Here is a 26371-nt window from a genome sequence, read left to right as displayed (position 1 = left end):
GCCGGAAGGGCGCGTATGACCAGCGAACTCACTCCTCAGGAGGCGGCCCGAGGGGCGCTCCGAGCGGGGCTTCCCCTGACCGGCGACCGCCATGAAGGGGTGGCCGCGACCGCCAACCACATCCACTCCGTCATCGCCACACTGCGCGAGCTCGACTTCGGTGACACGCCGCCCGCGGCCTCCTACCGCGCCGGACAGGGGAGCGTCGATGCAGCCGTTTGAGCTGACCCTCACGGAGGCGGCCCGCGCGATCCGCACGGGGCAGCTGTCCCCGGTCGAACTCACCACATCCGTTCTGGCCCGCATCGACGCGGTCGACGGACGACTTGGTGCCTACGTCACCGTCGCCGCGGACGCCGCTCTGGACGCGGCGGTCCGCGCGGAACGGGAGATCTCCGAACGCGGACCGCGCGGTCCACTGCACGGCATCCCGATGGGCCTCAAGGACCTGATCGACGTCCAGGGTTTGCCCACCACGGCAAGCTCGAACGTCAGGGCGGGACATGTCGCGGACCACGACAGTCATGTGGCCGCGCTGCTGAAGGCCGCCGGAGCCGTCCTCCTGGGCAAGACGCACACCCATGAGTTCGCGTACGGCCTGACCACGCCGCAGACCAGCAACGCCTGGGACCAGGGCCGAATCGCCGGAGGATCGAGCGGCGGCTCGGCGGTCGCGGTCGCCGCGGGCGCCGCGACGTTCGCCCTGGGGACCGACACAGGAGGCTCCATCCGGGTCCCGGCCGCGCTGAACGGCATGGTGGGCTTCAAGCCGACCTACGGGCTCGTCTCCCGCCACGGAGTGACCTCGCTGTCCTGGTCCCTGGACCACGTCGGCCCCATCAGCCGCACCGTCCGGGACGCGGCCCTGGTCCTTTCCGCGACGGCCGGTCACGACCCGCGCGACCCGGCGAGTGTGTCCGGTCAGACGCCGGACTTCTCCGGCGGCGCCAACCTGAAGGGGCTGAAGGTCGGCGTCCCCCGCAACCACTACTTCGAGCAGGTCTCGCCCGAAGTCGAGGAAGCCGTACGCCGGGCGATCGACCGGCTGGCCGAACTCGGGGCGGAGCTCGTCGACGTCGAGATCCCGATGGCGCGCTACATCCAAGCCGTCCAGTGGGGCCTGATGGTGCCCGAGGCCACCGCCTACCACGAGCGGTCGCTGCGGGCCACGGCCGACCTGTACGCGCCGGACGTCCGCGTTCTCCTGGAGGCCGGTGAACTTACCTCGGCGGGCGACTACCTCCGCGCCCAGCGGGCCCGTACCCAAATGCGCGACGCCTGGGCCCGCATGTTCGACGGGATCGATGTCCTCGCCGCGCCGACCGTACCCATGACCGCCGCCAAGGCCGGCCAGGAAACGGTCGAGTGGGCCGACGGCACCAAGGAGGGCGTGTCCGACAGCTACGTCCGCCTCTCCGCCCCGGCCAACGTCACCGGTGCACCGGCACTCACCCTGCCGGTCGGGCACGATGCCGCCGGACTGCCGATCGGTATGCAACTGATGGCGCGTCCTTTCCGGGACGCGACGGTGCTGCGCGTGGGGCGGGCCTACGAGGAGGCAGCCACCGACGCGGGGAGGCCGGCCCCTATCACGGCCTGAGGCCCGGACGCCTGGCCTGCGGCTCGCGCCGTCGAGGGCTGAGCGGCCCGGCTAGAAGCTACGGATTTGCCTTAAGGTGGAGGTTATGAGCCCCAAGCCCATGACTCGCCCGGGTGGGCGCAGCGCACGTGTGCAGGAGTCCGTGCACGCCGCCGTCCGTGAACTCGTCGGCGAGGTGGGCCGCGACGCGGTGACCGTCCCCATGGTGGCGACCCGGGCCGGTGTGACACCGTCAACGATCTACCGCCGCTGGGGCGACCTGCAGGAACTGCTGTCCGACGTAGCGGTGGAACGGCTCCGTCCGGAGACCGACCCCGCCGACCTCGGTAGCCTGCGGGCCGACCTCGACGCGTGGGCGGAGCAGTTCCTCGACGAGATGGCCTCACCGTCGGGGCGCGCCTACATCAGGGACGCGCTCCTCGGCGACCCGGACGGCACCAACGCCGGGCAGTGCTCCGGCTACGCGGCGGAACAGATCGATGCCGTGCTGGACCGTGCGGCGCGGCGCGGTGAACCGGTGCCTGCCACTGAGCTGATGATCGACCGCGTCGTAGCGCCGATCATGTACCGCATCCTCTTTCGCCCCAGCCGGCTGGACGCCGATTACGCACGCGAACTCGTGGCGAACGCTCTCCGCGGACTCTGAGGGGCGATCCCTTCCATCACGGCGCCGCGACCGCGAGCAAGACCCCGCTTCGACTCAGGCTCGCATGCCGCCGTCGACCCGAAGGACCGTGCCGGTGACGTAGGAGGAGCGGTCGCTGAGGAGCCAGGCGGCGGCCTGGGCGATCTCGTCCGGATCGGCGGCGCGGCCCAGCGGGGTCAGGGCATTGAGCTGCTCGATGGTGCCGGGAGACTTCTCGTCCCACTCGTGCAGCATCTCGGTGAGTGTGGTGCCGGGCGCGATGGCGTTGACGCGGATTCCTTCCGGGCCGTATGTGGTGGCTGCCGACGCGGTGAGACTGTTGACCGCCCGCTTCGCCGCGCCGTATGCGGGCAGCGCGGGGTTGGCCATCAGGCTGCCGACGCTGGAGGTGTTGACGATGGCCCCGCGCTTCGCGGTGGCGCGGATGGCGGCGATCTCGGCGGTCATGGCCACCCACGGGCCCTTGAAGTTGACGGCGCAGACGCGGTCGAAATCGGCCTCCGACAGCTGGTCCATCGGGCCGGGCGGCTGGCCCGTCGCGCCGTTGTTGAAGGCCACGTCGAGCCGGCCGTACAGCTCCACGGACCGGTCTACGGCGGCACGGACGCTCGCCGGGTCGGCCAGGTCGCACACCACGTAGTCCGCGGTGCCGCCGGCCGTCCGGATCTCCTCGGTCACCGCTTTGAGCTGGGTCTCCGTGCGGGCGGCGAGGAGCACCCGGGCCCCCTCCCGGGCGAACAGCCGCGCTGATGCCGAGCCGATACCGCGACCGGCACCAGTGATGAAGGCGACCTTGCCGGCCAGCAGGCCCGAGGTCGTGGTGGACGTGATCGTTGTGTTGTTCATGCCGACGAGCTTGTGTCCGGCCACCCTGCTCATCCAGGCACCGGCAGTACCTGGCTAGGCGCGTCGGCGCCGCGCACACTGGGGAAGTGGATCGACGAGTACGACGTGAGCTTGGTGACTTCCTGCGCAGCAGGCGCGAGCGCATCACCCCCGCCGACGTGGGGTTGCCCGCCGGGGCGCGCCGCCGAACCCCGGGATTGCGTCGGGAGGAGGTGGCGCAGCTGGCGTTCATCTCGACCGAGTACTACACGCGACTTGAGCAGGCTCGCGCCCCACAGCCCTCCCGCGAGGTGCTGGTCCAACTCGCCCGCGCGCTGCGCCTGTCGGACGCCGAGCGCGACCATCTCCACCACCTCGCCGGCGCCCCGCCCGCGCCCCCGCCCGGGCCTTCGCGGGAGGTACGGCAGAGCGTCGTCGACCTGCTCCACCGGCTGCCGGAGGCTGCGGCGATCGTGATGTCGGCGACGTACGAGGTCCTTGCCTGGAACGATCTGGCCGCTGCCCTGATGGAGGACTTCTCCGCCCTGTCGCGCCGGGACCGAAACCTCCTCCGACGAGCCTTCCTCGGCCCCTACCGGCAGGGCCGACGGCTCTACGGAGTCTCGGACGCGGACGAGTTCGCCCGGAGCTCGGCCCAGCACCTGCGCGCCGCCGCAGCTCGCTACCCCAACGATCCGGAGATGACCGACCTGATCAAGGAACTCCTCGCCGGCAGTGAGGAGTTCGCCCGGCTCTGGGCCGCGCACGACGTGACCGCCGGGCCCACCCTCTGCAAGACCTTCGAGCACCCCCTCGTCGGCCCCGTCGCCGTCAACTGCGATGTCCTGGATATCGCCGACCGGGACCAACGAGTCGTCATTTACACCGCCGCGCCCGGCTCACGGTCGGAAGAGGCGATGCGGCTGCTGTCAGTCGTCGGCACGCAGCACATGGGCGTGCCCGGCTGACATGTCTCCAGCCGTGATCAAGACGATGTCGGATATCGCTCCCCGGGCACTCACCGAGTAGAAAAGCGTCCACAACCTTGGCACCGCCCATTTTCCGGCCGACTCCTGAATTCCGGCGCCGCGCGCACCTGGAGGAAGGGCCTCACCGTGCGTACCGCTGGGGCGGGTTCAGGCGCCGATGGCGAGGCGGCGTTCGAGAGGGGTGCGGTAGGAGGGGGTGATGCGGGTGCAGTTGAGGAAGGCGTCGAGACGGTCGATCTCGGTGCGGATCGCCACCATCCACGCCCCCGCCGACCACGTCCACCCCCGCATCCCCGGCCTGGGCACCCGCGTCCGCGCCCTCGACAAACACACCACCCGCCTCGACGGCGCCGACGACCATCTGCCCCGCATCACCCAGACCTTGGCCGCCATCGACACCGAATACACCCTCGACGCCGACCCCGCCGTCCTCGACCATCTCCGCCGATCCGCCCACCGCCTTCTGCAACCCACCAGCTGGGGCACCGTCACGGCCGGTGCCGCTCGCCCTGACATCCCACTCAGGGGCGGTCGTGGAGAAGTTCGAGAGCGCCACACGCGAGAGCCTCCAGACGCGCCCATGCCGGCGCAGGAACGGTCCTGCGAGCTTGGGGGAGGGAAGGCGGAGGGGTAAGGGCGCGCAGGTGCGCGCAGTCTTGAGACCAAGCCGCGCCACAGGAGGAATCGCGGCTCGGACTCGGCAAGCGCCGACGCGGCTCTCCACACGGCGCCCGACCTGTACCCGGTGCGGGCCGCGTCCGCCCGGCAAGGACGCAGACGACGAAGCGGGCGAATGAGCGCAGGTCCCTCGCTCGCTGCTGCTGGCCGGGCCTCGGAGGGGTGAGTCCATCCCCAGGCCCCACCCCTGAGCTGCCCGTGGACCTGACACACCTCCCAAGCCTTGCCGGGCAACCGCGGTTGGAGTCGACTCGCCGGCACCTACAATTTCACCGCCTACGACTTCCACGGTTCCGTTGCTGCGTGAGGTGGGCTTATCCCTGGTCTGACCTGACAGATCGCCGGTCAGGGGGAATGATTGGGTGTCATGAGCACCGCAGGGGGTTTTGAGCATCCGCCGATCTACGACCGTTTGGTCAGGGAGCGCGGCGACATCGTGGCTGAGGCGCGTGAGGTGGCCGAACAGATGGAGCGCCACGTCCGGCAGGCAATGGGGGACTGGACCGAGTTGCGGCCGCGTCTGCGGGAGAATGATGGGGGAGCGCGTGCCGGTTCCGCCTTCGGCTGAGTGCGCCGCGGTGGGCCCGGCCGCCAGATCGCGGCGGGCGAGGCCGGCGCCATTCCCTCTCAAGGCACCTATCTCGGCTGCGGGAGGGCGGGGTGGCCGTTGTCGCTCCGGGCGTTGTCGGTGGCCGATGGAAGCGTCACGGTCGTGATGGTGGGCGGACCGAAGCAACTCGGCTGATCATGCTGCGCGGTAACAGTGCGTCGCATGATGTCGGGGTCCACGTCGTCTCGAGGCGCTGCGCACCCGACCACCGCGACCCGGCCCACGTCTACTGCCTGCGTCCCTCGGGAGCTTCGATCGCGAGGACACGGTCGCGCAGAACCGGGAGTTCGGAGCGGATCCGGGCAACGTGGGCCACGTCGAAGTCAGCCGTCACCGACTCCTCCGTAGTGCCGGCCTCGCCCAGGACGGTTCCCCAAGGGTCGATGACCGTGCTGTGGCCGGCCTGCTGCATACCGCCGTGGGTACCCACCGCGTCACAGGCAAGGAGGAAGACCTGCTCCTCCAGGGCCCTGGTGCGCGTGAGGAGCTGCCAATGGCTCAGACGAGCCGCGGGCCATGCGGCGGGCACCACGATCAGTTCCGCGCCCGCGTCGAGCAGGCCCCGGAAGAGTTCGGGGAAGCGGAGGTCGTAGCAGATGGCAAGGCCGATCACGCCGAAGTCGGTGGGCACGGTGACGATGTCGCGCCCCCCGCCCATCATCGTCGCCTCGCCGGTGTCGAAGCCGTATCGGTGGATCTTGCGATAGTGACCGCGCAGGACGCCGGCCCGGTCGAAGAGGAGGGCGGAGTTGTACAGCGTCCCGTCCCGGTCCCGCTCGACGATCGATCCGGCATGGAGCCACGCACCGGCCTCACGAGCAGCGGCGGACATGACCTCGGCAGTGAGGCCGTCGATCCCTTCGGCGTCGCGCTCCCAGCGGTCGTAGGCCCAAGCTCCGGCTGTCCACAGCTCCGGTAGTACCACCAGATCGTCGCCCGCCCGGCCGCGGACCAGGGACGCTGCCCTGTGACGGCGGTCCTCGGCGGAATCCGACGAGTCCACCGACAGCTGTATCAACGAGGCGCGCATGGCTGTCACCTCCGAGACCGTCGCTGCACGGCCCAAGGGAACCTGTGCCTACGAGCTTACGGAGCCATCTGCCCCGCCGCGCACCTTGAGCGAGGAGCCCCTCGGCGGGTGCACCGTGTCGTCCTCCCATGCCCGCGGGAATCCCACGACGGCAGTCGGCACGACAGCAGGAACCGGGAGAGCATCACCGGCCATCATGTGACGGATTGTGCGCGACTTCGGACACTTCGTGTTCCCGGTCGCCCCGGGTGGATCGTGGTGCAGCAAGCAAGCAAGCAAGCAAGCAAGCAAGCAAGCAAGCAAGCAAGCCACACGCCGTTCATGCCGCCGGTCTGCCGCGGCCGCCCGTTCTCGCTGGACGCGCAGGCTGGTCAGCGGTGATCGCTCGCTGGGGAGAGTTCGGCATCCGTGTCGTCTCCGGTCGGTCGCGCCGTCACCGGCTTCGGCACGGCGGGTTCGGGCAGTGTGCGAAACAGCAGCCAGCTCAGGACGGGCATCACGATCAGCGGCGTCAGGGCGATACGCAGGGAGGTCGCGTCGGCGACGCTGCCGATGACAGGACTGGCCAGGCCGCCGATGCTGACGGTCAGTCCGAGGGTGATCCCGCTGGCGGTGCCGACACGCGAGGGCAGGTAGTCCTGGCCGAGGGTGACCTGAAGGGAGAAGGGAACGTACAGGCCGGCGGAGGCCAGCGCCACGAACACAAAGATCGCCGGGCCGGGTATGAACACGATCCCTGCGACGGCGACGACCGTGAGGAGGTACGCCCACCGGGAGACAACGACCCGGTCCCAGCGATTGGCCAGGCTGCCGCCCAGCACAGAGCCCACCGCGCCACCGAGATAGAGCAAGAACAGCGCCAAGGTGCCCGCTGCCGTACTGCCTCCCGAACGTTGCTGTGCGTAGAGCGAGATGAAGGTGCTCAAACCGACGAAGACGATGGACCGGCAGACCACGGCCAACGACAGCTTCACGAACGAGACCTTGTCGTCGGTACCCACCGCAACCGTGGTGCCGGAACCGCCCTGTGCCCTCTTCGCCAGCGCGCGCAGGACGGGCAGACACAGCACGCTGCCGGCCAGAGCCGGTACCACCAGCAGCGGCGACAGGCGCAGGCCGCCGGAGGCGACGACGGCGGTGACCATGAGCGGCGCGGCGGAGAAGCCGAGATTGCCGCCGAGGGAGAACCAGCTCATCGCGCTGTGGCTGCCCTCGCTGACGAGTCTGGCGACGCGGGCGGACTCGGGATGGTAGGCGGCGACCCCGACACCGGACACCGCCACGAACGTCAGCGTCAGGGCGTAGGAACCGCTCAAGCCGCTCAGGGCGATACCCAGTCCGCCGAGGATCGTACTCACCGGGAGGAGCCAGGGCATCGCCCAGCGGTCGGTGAGCAGGCCGAACAGCGGTTGGGCCACCGAGGACAGCAAGGAGGCGGCGAGCACGATGCCCGAGACCGCGGCGTAGCTGTAGGCGCGCTCGGCGACGAAGAACGGGACCAGCGACGCCACCGCGCCTTGGTAGATGTCCACGCAGGCATGGCCGGCTGACAGCATGATGATTGATTTATTCCTTGACACGTCACAATGATCATTGCCGACCAATGTGTCCCGCTTCCGATAAACTGCCAATCAATGACGGAAATCCGCCACGAGCCCGTGGCGCCGACCCGCACCCAGCGGCTGGCGTCCGGAGCCGCCATCGACGCCCACCACCACGACGACCACCAGATCGTCTATGCGGGCCGGGGAGTGCTGGCGGTCACGACCAGCGCCGGCTCGTGGATCGCACCGGCCACTCGCGCCATCTGGGTACCGGCCGGCACCGTCCATGCCCACCAGGCCCACGGCGAACTCCAACTGCACATGGTCGGCCTGCCCGCAAGAGACAACCCGCTCGGCCTGGACAAGCCGACCGTGCTGGCCGTCGGCCCCCTCCTGCGGGAACTGATCCTCAACTACACGCACACCCCGCACGACGACAGCCCCGAACGCGGGCGGTTGCGGGCCGTGCTGCTCGACCAACTGCGGGCCTCACCCCAGCAGCCGCTGCACCTGCCCACCCCAACCACCCCTCAGTTGAAGGCAGTGTGCGAGATCCTGCGCACGAATCCGGCCGACGGCCGCACCCTGACCGCCCTGGGCCGCCAGGTCGGCGCCAGCGACCGCACCCTGTCCCGCCTCTTCAAAGCCGATCTCGGCATGACCTTCCCGCAGTGGCGCACGCAACTACGCCTCCATCACGCCTTGATCCTGCTCGCTGAGAACACACCTGTGACCACCGTGGCCCACGCGTGCGGATGGTCGTCCGCCAGCGCGTTCATCGATGTCTTCCGCCGTACCTTCGGACACACTCCGGGTTCACATCAGCCCCGCTAGCCAGAGCGTTCAAGCCATTCGGTCAGCGCGTCGCGTGCAGCGCGCGGGCGCGGGCGCGCGGCGTGGCCGGGGCCGGGGCCGCTTTTTGGTGACTGCATACCCGTGGTGACCATGTCGCTGGAGGTGACGATCTGTCCGCCGAGTGGCGCAGCCTCAATGCCCGGTTGACCGAAATCCCAGCAGCCCGCACGCGAGCGCCTCACCTGTCAGCCCTACGGCCCCACCGACTAGGTCTGCAGTACTAGGGCCCCAGCCCCGTGCCGGCCGACTCAAGATCATCCGCAGGCCCGATGCGGCCGTCTACGAGGTGGAGCCACCATGCTGTGGAGACCTGCCAAAGGAGCGCATCATGTCCTACCCGGATAACCTTGAGTACCCGGAGCCCCGCTACCACGGCAACAAGGGCGAAGTGAACGCAGCGTTCCGGTCGGCCAACACCCCGCCGGACATTTCCTCGCCGGGCGGCTCTACCCACTACCTCGCCACCAACGGGTCGACCGGCGGCGAATTCGGCCTGTACAAGGTGGAGTTGGGTGCGAGGTCCGCCGGAGCCAAGACCCATTTCCACAAGGCGATGTCAGAGTCCTTCTACGTACTCTCCGGCGAACTTGAGCTCTACAACGGCGAGAAGTGGGTCACGGGCCGCGAGGGCGACTTCCTGTACGTACCGGTCGGCGGCCTGCATGCCTTCAAGAACGTGACCGACGAGCCCATGTCCATGCTCATGCTTTTCTCCCCAGGTGCCCCACGCGAGGAATACTTCGAGCGGGTCGGGGAGATGGCACGGCGCGGCAGCGAGGAACTCAAGCAGTTTCGTATGCGGCACGACAGCTACTTCGTGGAGGACTTCGAGCCCGAGGCGGAGTAGTCCCGGTCCGGTTGCAGGACTACCGGCTCCTCGCTGCGATGACCACCGCCAGGGCGATCCCGGCCTGTACACGCTAGCCAGCAGTGTGTTTGCGCCTCGGGGAAGAGGCGTTTCCCATCACAGCCACCGCCGTACTCAACGATGGTCACGCGGGTGGCAAAACGGTATCCACCCCGAGCCCACCCCCGTATCCATCTGTCGCCAGCGGGCCCGGCGCTCGCTCAAGCACCCGGAAAGAGCCGGGGAAGCTGTCCGGGCTTGGAGCCTCCCAACCGCCGGCGGCAGCCTGTCGGACCGGTGGCCGGACATCTCAGCCACCATCTCGCCGCGGCGGCCCGACACGTCCGGACCATGGCGTTCCACGCGGAGGCCGGGCGGCTGCGTGAGCGTTCCGCGCGGGGACGCGTGCCCGCGCGGCACCCGGGCACGCGCCCTCCAGCGCCTCACCGAATGAGCGTGCCGGCCGAGTCAGCGGCACTCCGCTGTGGATGGAGTGAACGGCACTTCGTCCTTCATGCTCATATGGGCGAATGGGCTTCGCTCGATCCTGGGGCACGAGCTTGCAGACGGTTCTCCAGTACCACCAGCTGCCACGTGACTGGTAGCCCGCTAGGGCGTGTTTGAGATGAGGCTGGGAGGGGCGCAGTCGGCCATCGCCGGGGGCGGCCTACCTTGATTTCATGGAGCAGCGCATCACTTTGGTCACGCTTGGGGTTTCCGATCTCGCTCGGGCCAAGGGCTTTTACGAGGCCCTGGGCTGGCGGGGGCAAGAAGTCGAGGAGACCGTCTTCTTCCAGGCGGGCGGCCTGGGGCTGGTCCTGTGGAGCCGCGACAAACTTGCGCAGGACTGCGGCCTGGAGCCCGGGCCGGCGGTCGGATTCGGCGGAATTGCCCTGGCGCACAACGTCCGGTCCGAGGCGGAGGTCGATGCTCTGCTCGCGGCGGCAGAGAGGGCCGGTGGGACCATCACCAAGCCCGCGGCCATGAACGCCATTGGTTTCTACTCCAGTGCGTTCGTCGACCCGGACGGCCACGCCTGGGAGATCGCGCACAACCCCGGGTTCCCCCTCGCCGAGGACGGCTCGGTCACCCTTCCCGATTTCGGCAGTCTCTAGCCGCGCTCACCGAGTGGTCAAGCGCCTGGGGGATCAGGCGAGGTGGATGGTGGCTTCGTAACGGACCAGCGAGCTTGGCGGACCGCGTCACGACGCCACGGCCCGTTGCAACAGCCCGGCACCCGGGCGAGCTGGTCGCGGCGGCCCCTGGGTGTGGGAGATCCATACGCCAAGGCGGTGCTCCACCGGCTGCTCCTGGCCCTCGACCATCATCGGTTCGTGATGGCCGCGTGGCTAGGGCACGTTCTGCGAGTTCGAATGCGGCCACCATGTCGAAGTCGGTCAGTCGGTCACTCGGTCAGTCGGACGTCTGACGCAGGACCAGGGATACGAAGCCCCAAGTGTCCCGGTAGACGCGTAGCCATTCGGAGCGCCGGGTGGTGGCTGTCGCGAGTGCGTGCGCGCTGTCCGGGTCGGCGGGGTGGTCCAGGGCCCATGACGCCAATGACCCCCAGCAGGCCCACTCGTAGTCGTCCAGTTCGCGGCGCGTGCTGACGTGGCCGTCGACAGGAGTCCAGCCGTCGGCGACGACGCGGTCCACGGTGGTCGCCAGGTCGGCGAAGTCTCCGAGCATCTCGACGGCCTCCTGGGAAGGATCGCGGTCCCAGAATCCCTCACCGATCAGGACGCGGCCGCCGGGAGCCAGGTGCTTGCGTGCGTCCGCGAGGGTGGGGATCAGACCGCCGAAGGCATGCGCGGCCCCGACGCTGAGGACCAGGTCGAACGGCTGCGGCGAGACGAAGTCCGCGGCCTCCCGGTGGTGGAGGACGAGACGCTCCTGGACGCCGAGGTGGCTCGCTGCTCGGTGCGCCTGCGCCAGGTCTTCCCCGGAGATGTCGACGCCTTCGGCGTGCACGTGCGGGCGGGTGGCCAGGGCGCGCAGGAGCCATTCCCCGCCGCCGCAACCGAGGTCGAGCACCCGCTCGTCGCCGCGCGGGAGGCCGCGTTCCAGAAGCCGGCGCACCGAGTCGTCGTCGAGCGGAGACTTAATCGGGTGATCAGCATGGGCGATCCTGGAGATCTGTTCACGGTTCACGGGCGCAGCTTGTCAGGGCCTCAGACCGCGCGCACCTCGTTTTCGTTCGTGGAATGGGCCTCCTGGGCTCCGCCGATCCACAGGTTTTGACAGCTGCTCAGCCAGGGTCGGCCCATCGGACACGCCAACGCGGGCAAGCACAAGGAAGCGTTCCAGGTTCGAGGCCGACAGCGCCGTTTGGTTCTTCGCCCGGCACCTCGGCCAAGCGGTCATCTCGCCGGCCTGATGTGAGCGGTAGGGCGTCCGGCTTGTCGGCCGGGCGCCGACACCGGCCCCGGGGCGAGGCTACCGCCGTCCCGGCATGTGTGTGGAAGGCGGGACGGGGGAGTCTGCCAGGCAGCGGCCCAACAGGCCGAGGTGATGACTCGTCAGCGTGAGGAGCGACCTGACGCAGTCCAGGCCCTGTTAAGCGTGCGGTTGTGCACTACGCGTGCATCGAGTCTCGGCAGGCCGCTGGTCCCCATCCACACGCCGTGCACCGACGCCACGCTCTCGTCAGTTTGGCTTTGTTCATGAATGGACAGCAGATGTTCAGCACTTCGGGAGGCACCGCTGTCTGGCGCTGTTCGCCTGTGGCAGCAGCACTCGCGCTTCGACCTCCGCGGTGCCTCGTCGGCCATTGCTGCCCTTCCGCGCCATCGAACACGGTTGCGGGAGCTAGGTGCGATCCTGCATGTATGAACCATCTCGGCGACGCGAACCTGCACACCTGGACGCTGCGCTTCATGGCCCTCCTGGCAGCCGACACCCAGGATCAGCTTGCCTGGCTGGGGGAGCGCGAGCTGAGGACGAAGGACGTCGTTGAAGAGGTGGAGCTCCTCTGCAGCGTCTCCGAGGGACTAGCGGAGCGCGGCGCCTTCGAGCCCAAGGATCTGCGCGGTCTTCGGGCCATCGGCCGTCGCCTGGGCGAGATCGATGCCGTCTGCCGCGTCGGCCTCTGGGCCAACGCCCTGGCCACAGATCCGGCGTGGGACGACATACGTTCTCTCGCCCGCCAGTTCCTCCTCACGAGGCTGGGCGACTGGCGTCAGCCACTGCCACGCCCCGTGCGCCCGCACACGGGCGACCACTGAGCACGTCCAGGCCGCCTGTGCGACTCTGACGCAGTCGGCGCCGCACACACGAAAACGCGGGAATGTCGTGGCCACGTTCGGATGGATCGGCAGGCAGGCAGGCGCCGCCACCGCCGGCCAGACCGCGGCAGTGGTCTCTAGGGCCGGCACTCAAGCAGCGTTCGAGTTCTCGGTGTGCTCTGGCGCATCCCGAAGCGGTGAGCATCTGCTGTCCGTGCTCATGAACAAAGCCATTAGCTCGATCAGCAAGGGGCGGACGGACTTCACCGGCAGAGGACGTCAGTGAATCGTGAACAGTCTGCAGGTGCCTGAGCTGGACTGTTCAGGGAACCGGAACGGGTGCGGTGACGAACCGGGTCCGGCACGTTCACGTGCCGGACCCGACCGTGTCAGCCATTCATGGCCGCCCAGAACTCCTCGAAGGACATCTGGCGATCGCCGTTGGTGTCGAGCGAGTCGATCAGCTCCTGGGCCTGCGACTCGGTGATTTCCGAGCCCTCCAGCTCCGCTACGACCTTCCGGTACTCGTCCGCGGTGACCAGGCCGTCCCCGTCGATGTCGTAGCGCTCGAAGACCTTCCGCGCCGCCGTCTCCACGATGTCTGTCATGTGCTCCACCCTTCTTTGATCTTTGCTGACGGGCCCAGATTATCCGTCCGCCCGGAGCAGCGCGGACGCTGCCCCACCTGCCCACCTGCCCACCTGCCCGGCTGTCGCGGGCCAAGCGCGTTCCGAGGCTCATGACTCCACCGCGGCCGCGAAACAGGAGCTCGCGTCCGGGCTCGAAATCCTGCGTCCTGCACATCAGCGCCTGCTCAGTCGGACACTGCCGCCCGCCACGTCCACGAGGTGCGGCGGGGGCGTCCTTCCAATTCGCCGCGACCGGTGCACCAGAGGAGGACCTGGGCCGGGTCACCGGTCGGGGCATCGGGGAAGAGGCGGCTGAGCACCGCGGCGCACAGCGATGTCGGGGGCTGCCACTGCGCCCCCAGCCCCACGGTGATGTCTTTGGTGTGCAGGAGAACCTCGGCGACACCCATTGCCGCGAACCCCGCCGGGTCGCACGGCCCCCAGTGCCAGGCCCGCGTATGTGGATCTGCCGTGACCAGAGCGCTGCTGAGCAGCCGTCCGCAGGCGCTGACCACCTGAAGTACCTCGCGCGGAGCGATGCCTGGTTGGACGGTGAGGTCGAACGGCAGGTAGGCCCCGGCGGGGCGACTCGCCACTTGCCCGGCGTAGGCCATCAGGTCGTGCGCGACGTGTGCGGCCGTCGTCCAGCAACTCCACTCCAGCGAACCCGCCGGTACCGCCCAGTTCTCCGTGTCGTGCTGGCCGAGCACCCGCATCATTTCGGCCACGGCCTCGTCGACCTCTCGGTCGTCCATGCAGCGCATCCCGAGATGCTAGTGCGGTGATGGAGCAGGTCCACGGGGTTTTCCGGTCACCGATTCAGACCGCTGAAGGATCGCTCGTCGGGCATGCCGGATGTCAGTCCCTGCTGACAGTGGGTATCCAGCATGCATGCGCAAGCAGTCGCATACCTTGCCGCTGTTCCGGCGCCATCCGCACCCAGCCACCACAGTTCACCGCCAACTGAAGGAATGGGAGTGCCGTACATCATGATTCGCGCCGGCCTGGCCGCTGAGCTGAGCCGTCGCGCCGATACCGACCGGCGAGCCCGCAATCGATGGAGCCAGACGGGCGAGGCCGGGGACCTCGCACGGATTGATGCCGACAACACAGCCTGGATCAAGTCCGTCATCGCCGAGCACGGCTGGCCCGGTACCGCCCTGGTGGGCGACCGGGGCGCCGACGAGGCATGGCTCCTGGTCCAGCACGCCGATCGCGCCCCTGAGTTCCAGGGCCAGGCTCTGCAACAGCTGAAATCCGCCGTCGAGGCCGGCGACGCACCAGCCCGGCACCTCGCCTATCTCACCGACCGCGTCCTGGTCGGCGCCGGGAAGCCCCACCTCTACGGCACGCAGTACGCCGACGACGGCAACAGCCTGCGACCCCAGCCCGTCCAGGATCCCGACGGCCTCGACGAACGGCGCGCCGCGATGGGCCTGGACAGCGCCGCCGCATACGACCAGTGCATGCGAAAGACGTACTCAAGCGGAAACAGCGGCCGCCCGGACGCTCGCGACAACCCCTGCCGCCCTGGACGACCGGACGGACCTCCCCGAGTAACGCCTGAAGGGCCCCGCTATGCGAACTGTGAGTCAAACAAGGGGGGAGCTGCCCAGCGTTAGGGAGCAGCCGAGCGAGGGACGCGCGACCTACTGTCCTCTCACGAAATGACCTCCAAGAGGGGTCAGATCACCCAAGAGTGGTCAGATCATCCGAGGCTGAATGACATCACCCCATCAGGGCTGATGTTCTAATCTGGCTGTCGACCAAAGGAGGCGGCACATGTCCGGCGTCACGGAGCTGATCTGCTATCCCGTCAAGGGATGCGCGGGCACGTCGATGAACGATGCGCTCCTCACGCCGGCAGGCCTCGCGCACGATCGCAGCTTCATGGTCATCAGCGAGGACGGGGTCTACCGCACCCAGCGACGCCACCCCCGCCTCGCCCTGATCCGTCCCGCCGTCAGCTCCGACGGCACCCGGCTCACGCTCGACTCGGCCGACACCACGGTCCGTTACGGAAAGGTGTGCCTCGATGTGACCACGTCCGCTCCGCGCCGCGACGTCGACCTGTTCGGCGCCGCCTTCCAGGGGATTGACCAGGGCGACGAAGTCGCCGCCTGGCTCTCGGAGTTCCTCGGCACCCCCAGCCGCCTGGTCCGCGTGCCACCCGAGCACGACCGCGTCGCCGACGGTCTGACACCAGGCCCCTCCGGCTACGCCGACAGCAGCGCCGTGCACCTGCTCTCCCGCTCCTCCCTTACCCTCCTCAACCGGCGGATGGCCGAACGGGATGCCCCGCCTCTGCCGATGAACCGCTTCCGCCCGAACATCGTCGTCGACAGCAGCCCTGGCGGCGGCGACGGCCATGACAGCGACGGCGGAGACTGGGCGTCCGTCCCGCACACCGAGGACCGCGCCCGCCGCATCACCATCGGCGGGGCCGAGTTGGGCTACGCCAAGCTCGCGGTGCGTTGCGCTGTCACCCTGGTCGATCAGGAGGCCGGGGCGCGGCAGGGGCGGGAGCCGCTGCGCACGCTCGCCGGCTATCGGCGGGCGGCGAGCGGGGGCGTGGTGTTCGGCGCGAAGTTCTCCGTGGCGCGGCCGGGGAAGCTGTCGGTGGGCGACGAAGTGGTCGTTCAGGAGTGGGGCGACGCCGAACTGTAGATCCTTGTGCCGGAATGTGTGCAGGCGTCGAAGGCAGATCAGTACGCATCCGAGGGTGGGGAACGCTTCGTGCCCCTGTGGGTGAAGGGAAGCGGCTCCCGCCCGTGGGCGGGAGCCGCAGGGGCGTCAGATGTGTGTCCGGCGTCGCTTTGTGTGTCCGGCTTCGTGATGGCCGATGGCCTTGTGTTCGGTTGTTCTGCTGATGGTGCTGCTCCTCAGCGAGTCGAAGGGGTCTTCAACTCGGAGGCGCAGGGTTCCGTTCGCTCTCTCCCTGCCGAGGCAGGGGTCGCAGGCTTGACCGGGGAGGGACGCGGTTCACCGCCGCTCTTGGCGGGCGATTACTTCCGGCTCCAGCTTCACCAGAGAGGCGCTTGCGGCTCTGGATCCGGACCACGACTGGGTTTGTGTATTTGTCCCAGCCACTGTCACGCGGGTGTTCCACGTGCCGCCGGTAGGTGTCCATCCGGTCTCACTGCCGTCGGCGTCGTCCCCCGTCAGGCAGCACCAGCAGTGGCATGCTTCATCGTGATCACGCCACCTCCTTCATCTTCCGGACCTCCGCCGCACGTCGGGTGGGTGGGCTGCGGAGGCTCCCTCCAGCGTATTCGGACCCCGGAGTCCGTCTCGATGGTCGGTGTTCGGCGGCTGCCGGGGCCCGGGACGGAGTGAGAGGCAGGCCGGCCAGGCTCTTGCTGCCCCAGCTGCCCCAGCTGCCCCAGCTGCCCCAGCTGCCCCGGCTGCCCCGGCTGCCCCGGCTGCCCCGGCTGAGCAGGCGGGCATGAGGGGTGATCGCAGCCCACCCGCCAGCGGCTCCGGGGTGCCGGCCGACCCTTATCGTCGCTTCGTCGGGACTGGCTGGAGTGCGGGCCAGCGAGCGAGCATTCGTTGGCGCATAGCGGTGCTGAGGCTGCTCACGCCGCTGAGAGAGGTGTGGTCGGCCGTCAACCCTCCAACAACCCCGAGCCGATGGACGAGCCGTTGCCGTGCGGTCGCGGTGCCCCACTTCCAGTCCCGGTGCGGAATCCGAGCCAGGTGATCAGTGCCTTCGCGGTGGGCCCGCTCAACCAGCGCGTCGCCACGGAGCAGCCATCCGACGCACGCGTCAGCGAGCCCCTCCTGCAGCTGGGAGCCGGTCATGGCGCGCCACTCATTGCGATACGCGCGCTCCGCCCGTTCCAGCAGCCGCTCCGAGGCTGAAGTGACACACCAACAGGTCGGAAAGCCGATGCGCAGGTAGGCGAGTTCCATCAAGCCGCTGCCCAGCGACGCTTGCTCGAAGTCGATGAATCTGACCCCCGTGGCGGTGTGGAGATCGTTACCGGGACAGGGGTCCCCGTGGAGAAGGGCATGCCCGGATGCGTGGTCCAGCCGTTTCACGAGGTCATGGAGTTCGCCGGACACACCAGAAGTGACGGGAACCTCCAGAGCCCCGGCCAGGCGTAGGAACGACTCGATATCGGCCTGGTTCGGGCCCTGCCACCGGGGGAGTACGCCAACGTCCTCCGGGCGGGGGGTGGCGTGCAGTCGTGCCAACGCGGCTGCATAGTCGACGATCCAGTCGTCGGCCGGGCGTCGGTGAGCCAGATGCTCCAGTACCAGGACCCGTTCGCCGGGGACGGTTGCCAGTAACGCGGGCACCACGGGAATTTCAGCTCGGGCGGCGATCCTCAGGGCGGCCACCTCGCGGGCGTATCGCTCGTCGGCATCAGGACCGTCGACGATCTGCTTCACCACCGCCGTTGCCTCTGGCAATTCGACGCGCCACACACGCGAGCGAGGGCTGCTGCCCAGTCTGCGAGAGCGCCTGGGCGATCCCAGCTCGGCCTTTAACTCGCTCCCGAACGGCAGTCGCGACCACATGGCCTCATCCTTCCACGCGGCCGAACGAGCGTACGGCTACTGTGCTCAGCGAGTTCAGGGGTTTGTGTCTGACACACCGTCAATTCGACTCGGCCGTCGGCTGGGCGGTCGTCTTCCGGAGTAAGCGCGGAACCGATCGACGCCTTCATGTGGGTCCGCGAGCACGTCGGCGATGATGATGTGCTCCGGCGTACGTGTCCGGCCGTGCCTCAAAGGTCTCCCCGGACGGTAGCTGCCTTCTCACCCCGCGCGGAACGTTGTCATCGTACGATCGGACATCGCTGCGACAAGGGGGTCTGATGCGGCGTCGTGACGAGTTGGTGGACTTGTTGGACGAGTTTCTGCAACGGGTCAGGAACTCGCGGGATCCGTCACAGGCGTTGATGCCGGGCATCAACGCACTTGCCGCCGAGCTGGAGCGGAGCCTCGATGCATCAGCGAGCGCGGACACGCGGAGCCTCGACGCATCAGGGACCACGGACACGCCGGCCAGGCACGCGCTGGGCTGGTTGAAGTGGTACCAGTTCCAGGCCCTGCCGGAGGGGCCGCAGCAACGGGCGGTGCTCGAAGAGGCTCTGGAGCATCTCACCCCGGCCGCGATCACCATGGGGCTGTGGGAACTGCCCGAACCGCTGCTGCCCGCGCTGGCGGACAGGGCCGCACCGAGCTTGATCACCGTACTCGAGTACGCCGCGGCCGGTTCCGACACGACCCTGCTCTCCTATGTCGTCGATCACTGGATCCATCTGGTGAACGCCACCCCGGAACGCCACCCGGAACGGCCACACCGCCTGGCGATCATCTGCGGCGCGTTCTGGATGCGCTTCTCGCGGACCGGGGACCCCCGGGATCTCGACGACGCGCTGGCCACCGGGCGACGAGCCGTGGAGATCGCCTCGCGGCGCCGTGATCTGGTGATGGGCCTGTCGAATCTCGGCGCCGCGCTCAAGAGCAGATACGAACACACACGCGCCGAGGCGGATCTGGACGAGGCGGTGACGGTCGCCCGGCGGGCCGTTGACGCCGCCGACGGCTTTCCGGGGCAGAGCCCCATGCTGACGAACCTCGGCGCTGTCCTTCAAACCCGCTTTGATCTCAGGGGCAGTTGGGAAGATCTGGCCGAGGCGACGACCGTGGTCCGACGAGCCCTCGCGGCCGCCACCGCGGACGACCCCAACCGCGCGGCGATGCTCAACAACCTCAGCACCGCGCTTCGGCACGGGTTCGACCGTACGAAGATGATGGCCGACCTGGATGAGGCGGTACGCGTCGGCCGCGAGTGCGTGGCAGCCGGCACGGCGCATCCCGACCTGGCCATGTATCTGACGACCCTGGGCAAGGCGTGCCAGGGGTGGTTCGAGCAGACGCGGTTGGCGGAGCACCTGGACGAGGCCGTGGAGGTGCTGCGGCGGGCGGTCGAAGCCACGCCGGCGAACCATGGCGAGCGGGTCTCGCGCCTGGTGGATCTCGGCAAGGCCCTGCGCTCTCGTTTCGGCCTGACCAGCAGCCAGGAGGATCTGGACGAAGCGGTGGCGGTACTGCGTCAGGCGGCCACCGCCACATCTCCGCACTCGGCACAGCGCACCCTCCGCCTCCTGGACCTCAGCATGGTGCTGAAGGAGAGCTTCGCGTCCACCCGGGCACCGGCGGTGTGCGACGAAGCGGTCGCTGTGGCCCGGCAAGCCGTCGAGTCGACCGCCGACGACAGCGACCGTTCCGGCCGGACGCTGATGCTCGCGAACCTCGGATCCATGCTGCTGACCCGCCACGAGATGATGAACGGGGCGGCAGATCTGGACGAGGCCGTCGCACTGTGCCGTCAGGCCGTCGACAACGCGACGGATGACGACCCCTACCGCGAGGCCGCTCTGATCGTCCTCGACACCGCACTGTGGACACGCTTCGAACGGCTCGCAACGCCTGAGGACCTCGACTCGGCGATCACCATTCGGCAACTGATCGTCGAGGCGACCTCGGCGGGGCGCGCCGAGCGGTGCGCGCGGCTGCAGAGCCTTTCCGCGGCGCTGGTCCGGCGTTTCCAGCGCGCGGAAGAGGCGCTCGGTGATCTGAACGGGGCGTTGACCGTCGAACGCGAGGCCCTGGAAGCCGCAGGGGAGGGTTCCGAGCGCACCGTCTGTCTGGCGAACCTCTGCAGCGCGCTGTACATCCGCTTCGACCGCCTGGGCGACCGGGAAGACCTGAACGAGGCGGTCGCCCTCGGCCGTCTGGCCGTTGAGGCGGCGGATGACACACCTGAACACGATCTCGAAGTTCTGCTGAACCTGTCCACGGTGCTGCACAGACGCTCAGGACTGACGAGATCAATGCAGGATCTCGATGAGGCGGTCGGCTTCGCTCGCCGCGCCGTCGAGGTAACCGCGCGGCGGAAGCCGGACGGCAATTCGTCTGGAGCAGGCGAGGCGTTCACTGCCGAGGGACGGGCCGCCAGACTGGTCATCGGAAGGGGCTTCGAGCATGCCGCCCGCTTGGACTTGCTCGCCGACTGCCTCAAGGACCGTTTCGGGCGGACTCGCTCGCTGGCCGACGCGGAGGAAGTGGTCGAGGTACGCCGTCGGGCCGTCGAGGCCACGGCCGCGGACGACATCGGGCGGGCAAGGCGCCTGTCGGCTCTCAGCTTCGCGTTCCGGCTCCGCTTCGAACGTGTCGGGGAGAGTGCGGACCTCGACGAGTCCGTCGAGGCCGGGCGCCGGGCAGTCGATGCCGCCTTCGCCGAGGACCCCCAGCGCGCCGGCTACCTCACGTCCTTGAGTAACGCCCATCATTTCCGGTTCCAGTGGAACAGTGACGCGGCGGATCTCGAAGCGGCTGTGGAATTCGGCCGTCAGGCCGTCGAACTCGCACCGGAGAACAGTGAGGCACGGGTGCAGGGTCTCTCGAACCTGTGCCACCTTCTCCAGGGCCGCTCCGACTTCGCCAGGAATGCGAGGGACCTCGACGACGCGGTGGACGCGGGACGCGAGGCCCTCGACGAAGCTGCCGCCGACGATGCCAACCGACCCGGAGCGCTGCTGGTGACAGCAGCAGCCCTGCGGTCCCGATTCCTCCGCGACGAGGCTGCCGTCGACGGAGACGAAGCGCTGCGCATCATCACCGAGTTGGTCCACCGCGAGACCGCGCCTCCGAGCCTGCGCATCCAAAGCGCCCGTCTCATCGAGGGGCTGGCCGTCTCGCCCGCCCTCACGGCGGAACTGCTGGAAACCGTGGTCCTTCTGCTGCCCGAACTCGCCTCGCACCGTATGCGACGCGCTGATCAGCAGCATGCCCTCGCGTCGGCCGGCGCTTTCGCCGACGGTGCCGCCGCTGCCGTGCTGGCCGACACGACGCGTCCGCTATCGGAGCGTGCGCAGCGCGCCCTCTCCCTGCTGGAGGCGGGACGCGCGGTCCTCCTGGGCCAGACCCTCGACGCTCGCAGCGACCTCGCCGAACTGCGCCGCGTCCACCCCGCGCTCGCGGCACGTTTCGCAGAGCTCAGGGAGAGCCTCGACCGCGATATCGAGCCCCTTCATGCCAAGAACATCGGGGAGGAAGTGTCAGAGGACCGCGTCGATACGGCCGCACAGATGACGGCGCTGCTCGGCCGGATCCGCGCTCTGGACGGCTTCGCCGACTTCGCCCTGCCGCCCACCCCGGACGAGCTGCGATCCGACGCCGGGCAAGGCCCGATCGTCACCTTCACCCTCCACGATCGGCACAGCCATGCCCTGCTGCTGACGGCGGACGGCATCACCGCGCTGCACCTGCCCGCCCTGACGCCGCGAGCAGTGATCGACCACGTCAACGCCTTCCATGTGGCGCTGCGCGAGGCAACCGATCCACACGCAACCCGCATCGCCGCACAGGCCACTCTCACCGACGTACTGAAGTGGCTCTGGGACAGCGCCGTCGGGCCGGTCCTCGCCGCCCTCGGCCACGACGCCACTCCGCCCGAGGGCGCCGCCTGGCCGCGTCTTTGGTGGGCTCCCAGTGGACGCCTTGGTCTACTGCCCCTGCACGCGGCCGGTCACCACGACGACCCCGACTCCGGCGCTCGCCGTACGGTCATGGACCGTGTCGTGTCCTCGTACACCCCCACCATCAGAGCCCTGCGTCATGCGCGCCGCCATCAGACCGTCCCCGGGGCGGACCGCTCGCTTGTCGTCGCGATGCCGAACACACCGGGGTTGCCGCAGCACGGGCTGCTCCAACACGTCGAGGCCGAGGTCGAGTTGCTCGCCCGACTGCTCCCCGACCCCTTGGTGCTGATCGAGCCGGACCCGGACCCGGCTCCCGACGCCGACCACGGCCCGTTTCCCACCCGGGACTTGGTCCTGGCGGAACTTCCCGGCCGCGCCATCGTGCACTTCGCCTGCCATGGCGACCACGACCTCCAGGACCCCTCGGCCAGCCGGCTTCTCCTGCACGACCACGAGCGCAGTCCCCTGACCGTCGGCAGTCTGGCCGGGGCCGACCTCGAAGGCGCCCAGCTCGCCTACCTTTCGGCGTGCCACACCGCTCTGAACGCCGCTGACCATCTGCTGGACGAGGCGATGCACCTGGCGGGTGCCTTCCAGCTCGCCGGCTTCCCGCAGGTCGTCGGAACGCTGTGGATGGTGGACGACGAGGTCGCCGTCGACATCGCCGAGGATTTCTACTCCGCGCTCCGCGATCCCCGGACCGGGACGCTGCATCTCGGCCGCGCCGCTGAGGCCCTGCACCGTGCCGCCCGCAATCAGCGGGACCGGTATCGCCGCACGCCCTCGCTGTGGGCCGCGCACCTGTACACCGGCGCTTGACGGCGGTCAGACCGTCCCGAGGATGATCTTCTTGATCGACGGCAGATACCGGACCGTCGGATCGTCTCCGTGCGACAGCGGGCCGGGGTGCAGAAGGGTGGCACCGAACTCGGGGGCATCCGGCCGCGGGCCGTGCAGCCCGAAGGGAGTGCCGTCGCCGTTCACCTCGGGAGACGTGGCGTACACCGGCCCGGCGAGGCGCAGCCCGCTCGCTGTCTCGGTCCCTGCGGACGCAGAGCCGAGAAGGACCAGCGCATCGATCTCCAAGCCGTGGTCCCTCGCCGCGAAACCGGCCACGAGCCCGCCGTAGCCGTGTCCGATGACCGTGATCCGCGCCGGGGAGGACCTCCCGCTCCAGTGCTCCGCCGTCACCCGTCGATCCACGATGAACCTGGCCAACCGGGTCGCACCCTGCGCGGCGAACGCCGGATCGCGGGCCTCTGCGGGCGACGTGGGTGTTCGGTAGTCGACCCATGTGATGACCGAGACGGAATCGTCGTCCGGTCCCGACGAGAGCTCACGGCAGAGGAACTCGGCACGGAGCAGGAGTGGATCGAGGCCGGACGGCCACGCGCCGACACCAGGGATGACGATGACGACATGCTGCGCGTGGTCCGGGTTGTTCCTCGCTATGACAACCCGCCCATCGGCATCGAAACCCAGGAGAAGAACACGCTCCTCACCGGAAGCGTCGTCTGCTTCTCCAAAGCGCCCCACCTGTGTCATGTGCCGCAGTCTGCACGACAGTTGACACGAACACAATGCCGCTCAGGCAGCGGCGAACGCAGTCATTCGACGACGGGAACCGGTGGGTCGTCGAGCTGCCGCCGGTTCAGTTCCCCTCCGATCTCGGCGGCCCGGCGGACCCATGTGGTCGGGCCCGGGTGAGGCGCGCCAAAGGGCCCGACGGTGCTTACGAGGCCGGTTCCGAGGCAGGTGGCGGGCTGCTCAACCGTCGCATGATCGCCCCACCGAGCGGTGGGCCCATCGGTTGTTCCTCGATGCGTAGCTTGTCGGCCAGGTCCGTCAGGTGAAGGCGCACGGATGCCTCCAGCAGGGCGGCATAGGTGTCCGAGGCCGTACGGAGGCGACGTGCGGAGATGACCACGAGCGTCATGGCGAGTGGCGCCGCGGGCCACCACCACCAGGCCAGGGGCAGATAGAGCAGGGACCATCCGCCAAGAACGGCGGCCCGTGTCAGCGCGGCTCGGGCCCCACCGATCTCAGCGCGTATCTCCTCCGACAGCACGAGCCATAGGTGCGGCCAGACGGCGAGCAGATTGACGTGTGCGTCCCGGTCCAGCCGGATGGCGGCGGCATGGATGCGGTCGCCGCTCCAGGTAGGTCGCTCAGGCCGCTCCACGGAGATGCGTTCGCACTTGCGGGCCGCACGATGACGCTCCCGGGGGTTGGGCCGGTCGGTCGGACGAGGAGCGCGTTCACGGAGCCGCAGGTCTTCGTACTCCGCCCGAACCGCGTCCCAGCGACGCTGCCTGCGTGCCACGCAGCGCTCCGCCAACTCGCCGAACGGCCACGGCCAGGCCCCCCAGCCAGTGGCCAGGGCGACCCGCTCGACAGCGGAGCCGAGACACTGGGCGGCCAATCCGGCGGCGGCCGCACCGGCCAGGACGGCAGTCAGCAGCACGACCTGGCCGCCCACCGTCGTCACCTGGGGAGCCCGGGCGGCGTCCGAGATCGCGCGGGTGAGCCGACCCAAGTCCAGCGCGGCACCGTGCCCCAGGGTGTGTCCGGCTGCGGTGACCGCCAGGTAGAGCGCGCCCGGCAGTACGAGGAGCGCCAGCCACCGCTCGGCCAGCTTCTTGCCGAGTTCGCCGAGCAGCCCTCCCACTACGGGAGCCTCTCGCGGATCAGCGCCGTCCCGGTGGGGGCGAACCCGCAGTGTGGCACTTCACCGTCCACCTCATGACCGGATCGGCCGATGCACAGCTGCAAGGGACACCGGTACACGATGTCCACATCACCAACGCCCGCCGGCAGCACACTACGGCCGGCTCCTCCGTACACCCCTAACGGGTCGCCCGCACGTCGAACTGCCGTGTGCAGGGAGTCCAGAAGGGCGCTGAGCGAGCCGTCGTCCGAGGCAGGGCGACCGACCGCGGCTTCGAGAGCACGCAAGGCGTTGCCGTCCTCGTCGAGCAGCACAGCGAGTTCATCCCGATGTCGGCACACGTACGACAGCGCCTTGGCGATCCTCAGTCCGGCTGCTTCCGCCCGGCTCGTCATGCAGAACTCCGTCCCTGCGCGTCGTTGCATCCCCTGGGGCCCAGGTGGCCATTCTTGCTCCAGGAGTGAGGGCGCACGTCCGGGTTCGGCGAAGTCCCGCAAGCCCCGCCCGGTGACTGCCCGTTCGCGATGTCCTTCCGACCGGTGCGGGGACGCGAAGGTGCCTGCTCCAGCCGTCAGGACACAGTCGACGAGACTGCCGCTCGTGCCGGCAGGTTCCCGCACTCTGCAACGGGATCTCGTGGACCTTGTGGGCCTTGTCCTGGCGCCGCTTTCGGTCAGCACCCTGGGCTTATTCCTGGTCTGACCTGACAGATCGCCGGTCAGGGGGAATGATTGGGTGTCATGAGCACCGCAGGGGGTTTTGAGCATCCGCCGATCTACGACCGTTTGGTCAGAGAGCGCGGCGACATCGTGGCCGAGGCGCGTGAGGTGGCCGAACAGATGGAGCGCCACGTCCGGCAGGCAATGGGGGACTGGACCGAGTTGCGGCCGCGCCTGCGGGAGAACGATGGGGGAGCGCGTGCCGGTTCCGCATTCGGCTGAGTGCGCCGCGGTGAGCCCGGCCGCCAGATCAGCAGGCGACCTTCGCCGCTAGTTCGTCCACGTCGGCGTCTTCCTCCAGCGGCAGAGCAATGCCCTCTACTGCGGTGTCAGCAGCAGGTCATCCGCGAAGCACCAGGCCCAGTCTTCGCCCGGTTCGAAGGACCGGGCGAGGTGATGGCCGGCTTCCGTACGCGCGTGAGCGCGTGCGTGCCGGTGGGGAGAGCTGTCGCAGCAGCCGACATGACCGCAGGCCAGACACTCACGGAGGTGGAGCCAGGTACTGCCGATCCTCAGGCAGTCCTCGCAGCCCTCAGTCGTGGACGGAGCCACCTCACGTACTTCGCCGAGATGGGCACACTCACGCCGCGTGGGCTTTCCCTCTGCGTCGGCGGTGACCTGCCAGGCAGCATTCGGATCGCTCATGCGGTGGACGATAGTGGAGTGGAGGGTGCAGGCCGTGTAGCCGGTCGGACTGGTCGGCCGCCGTGTTCCTCCGTGCCGCGCGGCTCGTCGCCGGCAGGGGGCCGACTGGGGGCACCTTCGCGAGTGCCCGTAGTGGTGTTCGAGACGCCTCGTTCTCGGGCCGGCTGAGGAGCTTCTCCAGGCGCTGTTTCACCAGGATTCTCCAAGGAAGCCCAGGGCTTTAGCCCTGGGAGGAAAGGGCCCTTGGTGCGGAGCCGCGTAGCGGTGGAGTTCTCTGCGGATCTGTCGGTACCTCAACTTTCCCTCCCAAGACCATTCCTACTAGGTTGCTCTGCGTGAAGATCGTCGCGCAGGTGAAGTT

The 26371-nt window shown here is 68.9% G+C and carries 25 protein-coding genes; 14 read left to right on the top strand and 11 right to left on the bottom strand.

Going from position 1 to position 26371, the window contains the following annotated elements:
* Positions 1-15 precede the first annotated feature (15 nt).
* From ACH4FH_RS12020 to ACH4FH_RS12010, 3 genes are all read left to right on the top strand, one after another.
* Positions 16-222, top strand: a complete 207-nt coding sequence (locus ACH4FH_RS12020) for a hypothetical protein (protein WP_398555679.1) — start codon at positions 16-18, stop codon at positions 220-222.
* Positions 209-1600: an amidase gene (locus ACH4FH_RS12015; RefSeq protein WP_398555678.1), complete on the top strand. Its 1392-nt coding sequence runs from the start codon at positions 209-211 to the stop codon at positions 1598-1600. Before ACH4FH_RS12020 ends, ACH4FH_RS12015 begins: the two co-directional genes overlap by 14 nt.
* A gap of 85 nt (positions 1601-1685) precedes the next feature.
* Positions 1686-2246 carry a TetR/AcrR family transcriptional regulator gene (locus tag ACH4FH_RS12010; RefSeq protein ID WP_398555677.1) on the top strand — a complete coding sequence of 187 codons (561 nt, stop codon included), beginning with the start codon at positions 1686-1688 and terminating at the stop codon, positions 2244-2246.
* A gap of 54 nt (positions 2247-2300) precedes the next feature.
* Here ACH4FH_RS12010 and ACH4FH_RS12005 read toward each other — a convergent pair whose 3' ends face one another.
* On the bottom strand, positions 2301-3092 hold the full coding sequence (locus ACH4FH_RS12005; protein ID WP_398555676.1) for an SDR family NAD(P)-dependent oxidoreductase: 792 nt from the start codon (positions 3090-3092) through the stop codon (positions 2301-2303).
* An 86-nt stretch (positions 3093-3178) separates the two neighbouring features.
* On the opposite strand from ACH4FH_RS12005, the gene ACH4FH_RS12000 reads away from it, so the two are divergent.
* The 3 genes from ACH4FH_RS12000 (at position 3179) to ACH4FH_RS11990 (ending at position 5306) form a co-directional block, all read left to right on the top strand.
* Positions 3179-4039, top strand: a complete 861-nt coding sequence (locus ACH4FH_RS12000) for a helix-turn-helix transcriptional regulator (protein ID WP_398555675.1) — start codon at positions 3179-3181, stop codon at positions 4037-4039.
* A gap of 262 nt (positions 4040-4301) precedes the next feature.
* The gene (locus tag ACH4FH_RS11995; protein WP_398555674.1) at positions 4302-4694 is read left to right on the top strand and encodes a hypothetical protein; all 393 of its coding nucleotides are present in this window, start codon (positions 4302-4304) and stop codon (positions 4692-4694) included.
* A 411-nt stretch (positions 4695-5105) separates the two neighbouring features.
* Positions 5106-5306, top strand: a complete 201-nt coding sequence (locus ACH4FH_RS11990; RefSeq protein ID WP_398555657.1) for a hypothetical protein — start codon at positions 5106-5108, stop codon at positions 5304-5306.
* Between the two features lie 268 nt (positions 5307-5574).
* On the opposite strand, the gene ACH4FH_RS11985 is transcribed toward ACH4FH_RS11990, so the two are convergent.
* Positions 5575-6378, bottom strand: coding sequence for a carbon-nitrogen family hydrolase (locus ACH4FH_RS11985; protein WP_398555673.1), 804 nt, complete (start codon positions 6376-6378; stop codon positions 5575-5577).
* Positions 6379-6749: 371 nt separating this feature from the next.
* Positions 6750-7958, bottom strand: coding sequence for an MFS transporter (locus tag ACH4FH_RS11980; protein ID WP_398555672.1), 1209 nt, complete (start codon positions 7956-7958; stop codon positions 6750-6752).
* 54 nt (positions 7959-8012) lie between these two features.
* On the opposite strand from ACH4FH_RS11980, the gene ACH4FH_RS11975 reads away from it, so the two are divergent.
* The 3 genes from ACH4FH_RS11975 to ACH4FH_RS11965 all read left to right on the top strand — a co-directional run bounded on the left by ACH4FH_RS11975 (position 8013) and on the right by ACH4FH_RS11965 (position 10739).
* Positions 8013-8756, top strand: a complete 744-nt coding sequence (locus ACH4FH_RS11975) for an AraC family transcriptional regulator (RefSeq protein ID WP_398555671.1) — start codon at positions 8013-8015, stop codon at positions 8754-8756.
* 349 nt (positions 8757-9105) lie between these two features.
* Entirely contained in the window at positions 9106-9624 is a 519-nt protein-coding gene (locus ACH4FH_RS11970; RefSeq protein ID WP_398555670.1) for a cupin domain-containing protein, read from the top strand.
* Positions 9625-10304: 680 nt separating this feature from the next.
* Positions 10305-10739 carry a VOC family protein gene (locus tag ACH4FH_RS11965; RefSeq protein ID WP_398555669.1) on the top strand — a complete coding sequence of 145 codons (435 nt, stop codon included), beginning with the start codon at positions 10305-10307 and terminating at the stop codon, positions 10737-10739.
* 298 nt (positions 10740-11037) lie between these two features.
* On the opposite strand, the gene ACH4FH_RS11960 is transcribed toward ACH4FH_RS11965, so the two are convergent.
* Positions 11038-11775 (bottom strand): SAM-dependent methyltransferase, encoded by a 738-nt coding sequence (locus ACH4FH_RS11960; protein WP_398555668.1) that lies wholly within the window; start codon positions 11773-11775, stop codon positions 11038-11040.
* Between the two features lie 677 nt (positions 11776-12452).
* Between ACH4FH_RS11960 and ACH4FH_RS11955 the strand changes: the two genes are divergently transcribed.
* Positions 12453-12848 carry a hypothetical protein gene (locus tag ACH4FH_RS11955; RefSeq protein ID WP_398555667.1) on the top strand — a complete coding sequence of 132 codons (396 nt, stop codon included), beginning with the start codon at positions 12453-12455 and terminating at the stop codon, positions 12846-12848.
* Between the two features lie 389 nt (positions 12849-13237).
* On the opposite strand, the gene ACH4FH_RS11950 is transcribed toward ACH4FH_RS11955, so the two are convergent.
* Together ACH4FH_RS11950 and ACH4FH_RS11945 are read right to left on the bottom strand one after the other, a co-directional pair.
* Complete coding sequence (locus ACH4FH_RS11950; protein WP_398555666.1) at positions 13238-13456, bottom strand: EF-hand domain-containing protein; 219 nt, start codon at positions 13454-13456, stop codon at positions 13238-13240.
* Positions 13457-13662: 206 nt separating this feature from the next.
* On the bottom strand, positions 13663-14232 hold the full coding sequence (locus ACH4FH_RS11945) for a hypothetical protein (protein WP_398555665.1): 570 nt from the start codon (positions 14230-14232) through the stop codon (positions 13663-13665).
* A 222-nt stretch (positions 14233-14454) separates the two neighbouring features.
* On the opposite strand from ACH4FH_RS11945, the gene ACH4FH_RS11940 reads away from it, so the two are divergent.
* Both ACH4FH_RS11940 and ACH4FH_RS11935 read left to right on the top strand, forming a co-directional pair.
* Positions 14455-15099 (top strand): DUF6624 domain-containing protein, encoded by a 645-nt coding sequence (locus tag ACH4FH_RS11940; RefSeq protein WP_398555664.1) that lies wholly within the window; start codon positions 14455-14457, stop codon positions 15097-15099.
* A 160-nt stretch (positions 15100-15259) separates the two neighbouring features.
* A complete protein-coding gene (locus ACH4FH_RS11935; protein ID WP_398555663.1) occupies positions 15260-16144 on the top strand; it encodes an MOSC domain-containing protein in 885 nt (294 codons plus the stop codon).
* An 831-nt stretch (positions 16145-16975) separates the two neighbouring features.
* Here the strand turns inward: ACH4FH_RS11935 and ACH4FH_RS11930 are convergent.
* A complete protein-coding gene (locus ACH4FH_RS11930; RefSeq protein ID WP_398555662.1) occupies positions 16976-18004 on the bottom strand; it encodes an aminoglycoside phosphotransferase family protein in 1029 nt (342 codons plus the stop codon).
* 299 nt (positions 18005-18303) lie between these two features.
* Between ACH4FH_RS11930 and ACH4FH_RS11925 the strand changes: the two genes are divergently transcribed.
* Positions 18304-22797 carry a CHAT domain-containing protein gene (locus tag ACH4FH_RS11925; RefSeq protein ID WP_398555661.1) on the top strand — a complete coding sequence of 1498 codons (4494 nt, stop codon included), beginning with the start codon at positions 18304-18306 and terminating at the stop codon, positions 22795-22797.
* 6 nt (positions 22798-22803) lie between these two features.
* Here ACH4FH_RS11925 and ACH4FH_RS11920 read toward each other — a convergent pair whose 3' ends face one another.
* The 3 genes from ACH4FH_RS11920 to ACH4FH_RS11910 all read right to left on the bottom strand — a co-directional run bounded on the left by ACH4FH_RS11920 (position 22804) and on the right by ACH4FH_RS11910 (position 25041).
* Positions 22804-23523, bottom strand: coding sequence for an alpha/beta hydrolase (locus ACH4FH_RS11920; protein ID WP_398555660.1), 720 nt, complete (start codon positions 23521-23523; stop codon positions 22804-22806).
* Between the two features lie 187 nt (positions 23524-23710).
* Positions 23711-24646: a hypothetical protein gene (locus tag ACH4FH_RS11915; protein WP_398555659.1), complete on the bottom strand. Its 936-nt coding sequence runs from the start codon at positions 24644-24646 to the stop codon at positions 23711-23713.
* Positions 24646-25041 (bottom strand): hypothetical protein, encoded by a 396-nt coding sequence (locus ACH4FH_RS11910; RefSeq protein ID WP_398555658.1) that lies wholly within the window; start codon positions 25039-25041, stop codon positions 24646-24648. Before ACH4FH_RS11910 ends, ACH4FH_RS11915 begins: the two co-directional genes overlap by 1 nt.
* Positions 25042-25386: 345 nt before the next feature.
* Between ACH4FH_RS11910 and ACH4FH_RS11905 the strand changes: the two genes are divergently transcribed.
* Positions 25387-25587: a hypothetical protein gene (locus ACH4FH_RS11905; RefSeq protein WP_398555657.1), complete on the top strand. Its 201-nt coding sequence runs from the start codon at positions 25387-25389 to the stop codon at positions 25585-25587.
* A gap of 96 nt (positions 25588-25683) precedes the next feature.
* On the opposite strand, the gene ACH4FH_RS11900 is transcribed toward ACH4FH_RS11905, so the two are convergent.
* The gene (locus tag ACH4FH_RS11900) at positions 25684-26010 is read right to left on the bottom strand and encodes a UBP-type zinc finger domain-containing protein (protein ID WP_398555656.1); all 327 of its coding nucleotides are present in this window, start codon (positions 26008-26010) and stop codon (positions 25684-25686) included.
* Positions 26011-26371: the final 361 nt, after the last annotated feature.

This window comes from Streptomyces sp. NPDC017993, assembly GCF_044328065.1.
Classification (GTDB): Bacteria; Actinomycetota; Actinomycetes; order Streptomycetales; family Streptomycetaceae; genus Streptomyces.
The sequence above is the reverse complement of the archived record's forward strand: the minus strand, read 5'-3'. Positions and strand labels throughout refer to the sequence as shown.

Bases quoted from the DNA above. Each gene is read 5' to 3' on its own strand.
- ACH4FH_RS11925 (WP_398555661.1), top strand. From the start codon at position 18,304: ATGCGGCGTCGTGACGAGTTGGTGGACTTGTTGGACGAGTTTCTGCAA.
- ACH4FH_RS12005 (WP_398555676.1), bottom strand. From the start codon at position 3,092: ATGAACAACACAACGATCACGTCCACCACGACCTCGGGCCTGCTGGCC.
- ACH4FH_RS11945 (WP_398555665.1), bottom strand. From the start codon at position 14,232: ATGGACGACCGAGAGGTCGACGAGGCCGTGGCCGAAATGATGCGGGTG.
- ACH4FH_RS11910 (WP_398555658.1), bottom strand. From the start codon at position 25,041: ATGACGAGCCGGGCGGAAGCAGCCGGACTGAGGATCGCCAAGGCGCTG.
- ACH4FH_RS11905 (WP_398555657.1), top strand. From the start codon at position 25,387: ATGAGCACCGCAGGGGGTTTTGAGCATCCGCCGATCTACGACCGTTTG.
- ACH4FH_RS11935 (WP_398555663.1), top strand. From the start codon at position 15,260: ATGTCCGGCGTCACGGAGCTGATCTGCTATCCCGTCAAGGGATGCGCG.
- ACH4FH_RS11955 (WP_398555667.1), top strand. From the start codon at position 12,453: ATGAACCATCTCGGCGACGCGAACCTGCACACCTGGACGCTGCGCTTC.
- ACH4FH_RS11970 (WP_398555670.1), top strand. From the start codon at position 9,106: ATGTCCTACCCGGATAACCTTGAGTACCCGGAGCCCCGCTACCACGGC.
- ACH4FH_RS12010 (WP_398555677.1), top strand. From the start codon at position 1,686: ATGAGCCCCAAGCCCATGACTCGCCCGGGTGGGCGCAGCGCACGTGTG.
- ACH4FH_RS11920 (WP_398555660.1), bottom strand. From the start codon at position 23,523: ATGACACAGGTGGGGCGCTTTGGAGAAGCAGACGACGCTTCCGGTGAG.
- ACH4FH_RS12020 (WP_398555679.1), top strand. From the start codon at position 16: ATGACCAGCGAACTCACTCCTCAGGAGGCGGCCCGAGGGGCGCTCCGA.
- ACH4FH_RS11975 (WP_398555671.1), top strand. From the start codon at position 8,013: ATGACGGAAATCCGCCACGAGCCCGTGGCGCCGACCCGCACCCAGCGG.
- ACH4FH_RS11950 (WP_398555666.1), bottom strand. From the start codon at position 13,456: ATGACAGACATCGTGGAGACGGCGGCGCGGAAGGTCTTCGAGCGCTAC.
- ACH4FH_RS11900 (WP_398555656.1), bottom strand. From the start codon at position 26,010: ATGAGCGATCCGAATGCTGCCTGGCAGGTCACCGCCGACGCAGAGGGA.
- ACH4FH_RS11930 (WP_398555662.1), bottom strand. From the start codon at position 18,004: ATGTGGTCGCGACTGCCGTTCGGGAGCGAGTTAAAGGCCGAGCTGGGA.
- ACH4FH_RS11990 (WP_398555657.1), top strand. From the start codon at position 5,106: ATGAGCACCGCAGGGGGTTTTGAGCATCCGCCGATCTACGACCGTTTG.
- ACH4FH_RS11985 (WP_398555673.1), bottom strand. From the start codon at position 6,378: ATGCGCGCCTCGTTGATACAGCTGTCGGTGGACTCGTCGGATTCCGCC.
- ACH4FH_RS12015 (WP_398555678.1), top strand. From the start codon at position 209: ATGCAGCCGTTTGAGCTGACCCTCACGGAGGCGGCCCGCGCGATCCGC.
- ACH4FH_RS11965 (WP_398555669.1), top strand. From the start codon at position 10,305: ATGGAGCAGCGCATCACTTTGGTCACGCTTGGGGTTTCCGATCTCGCT.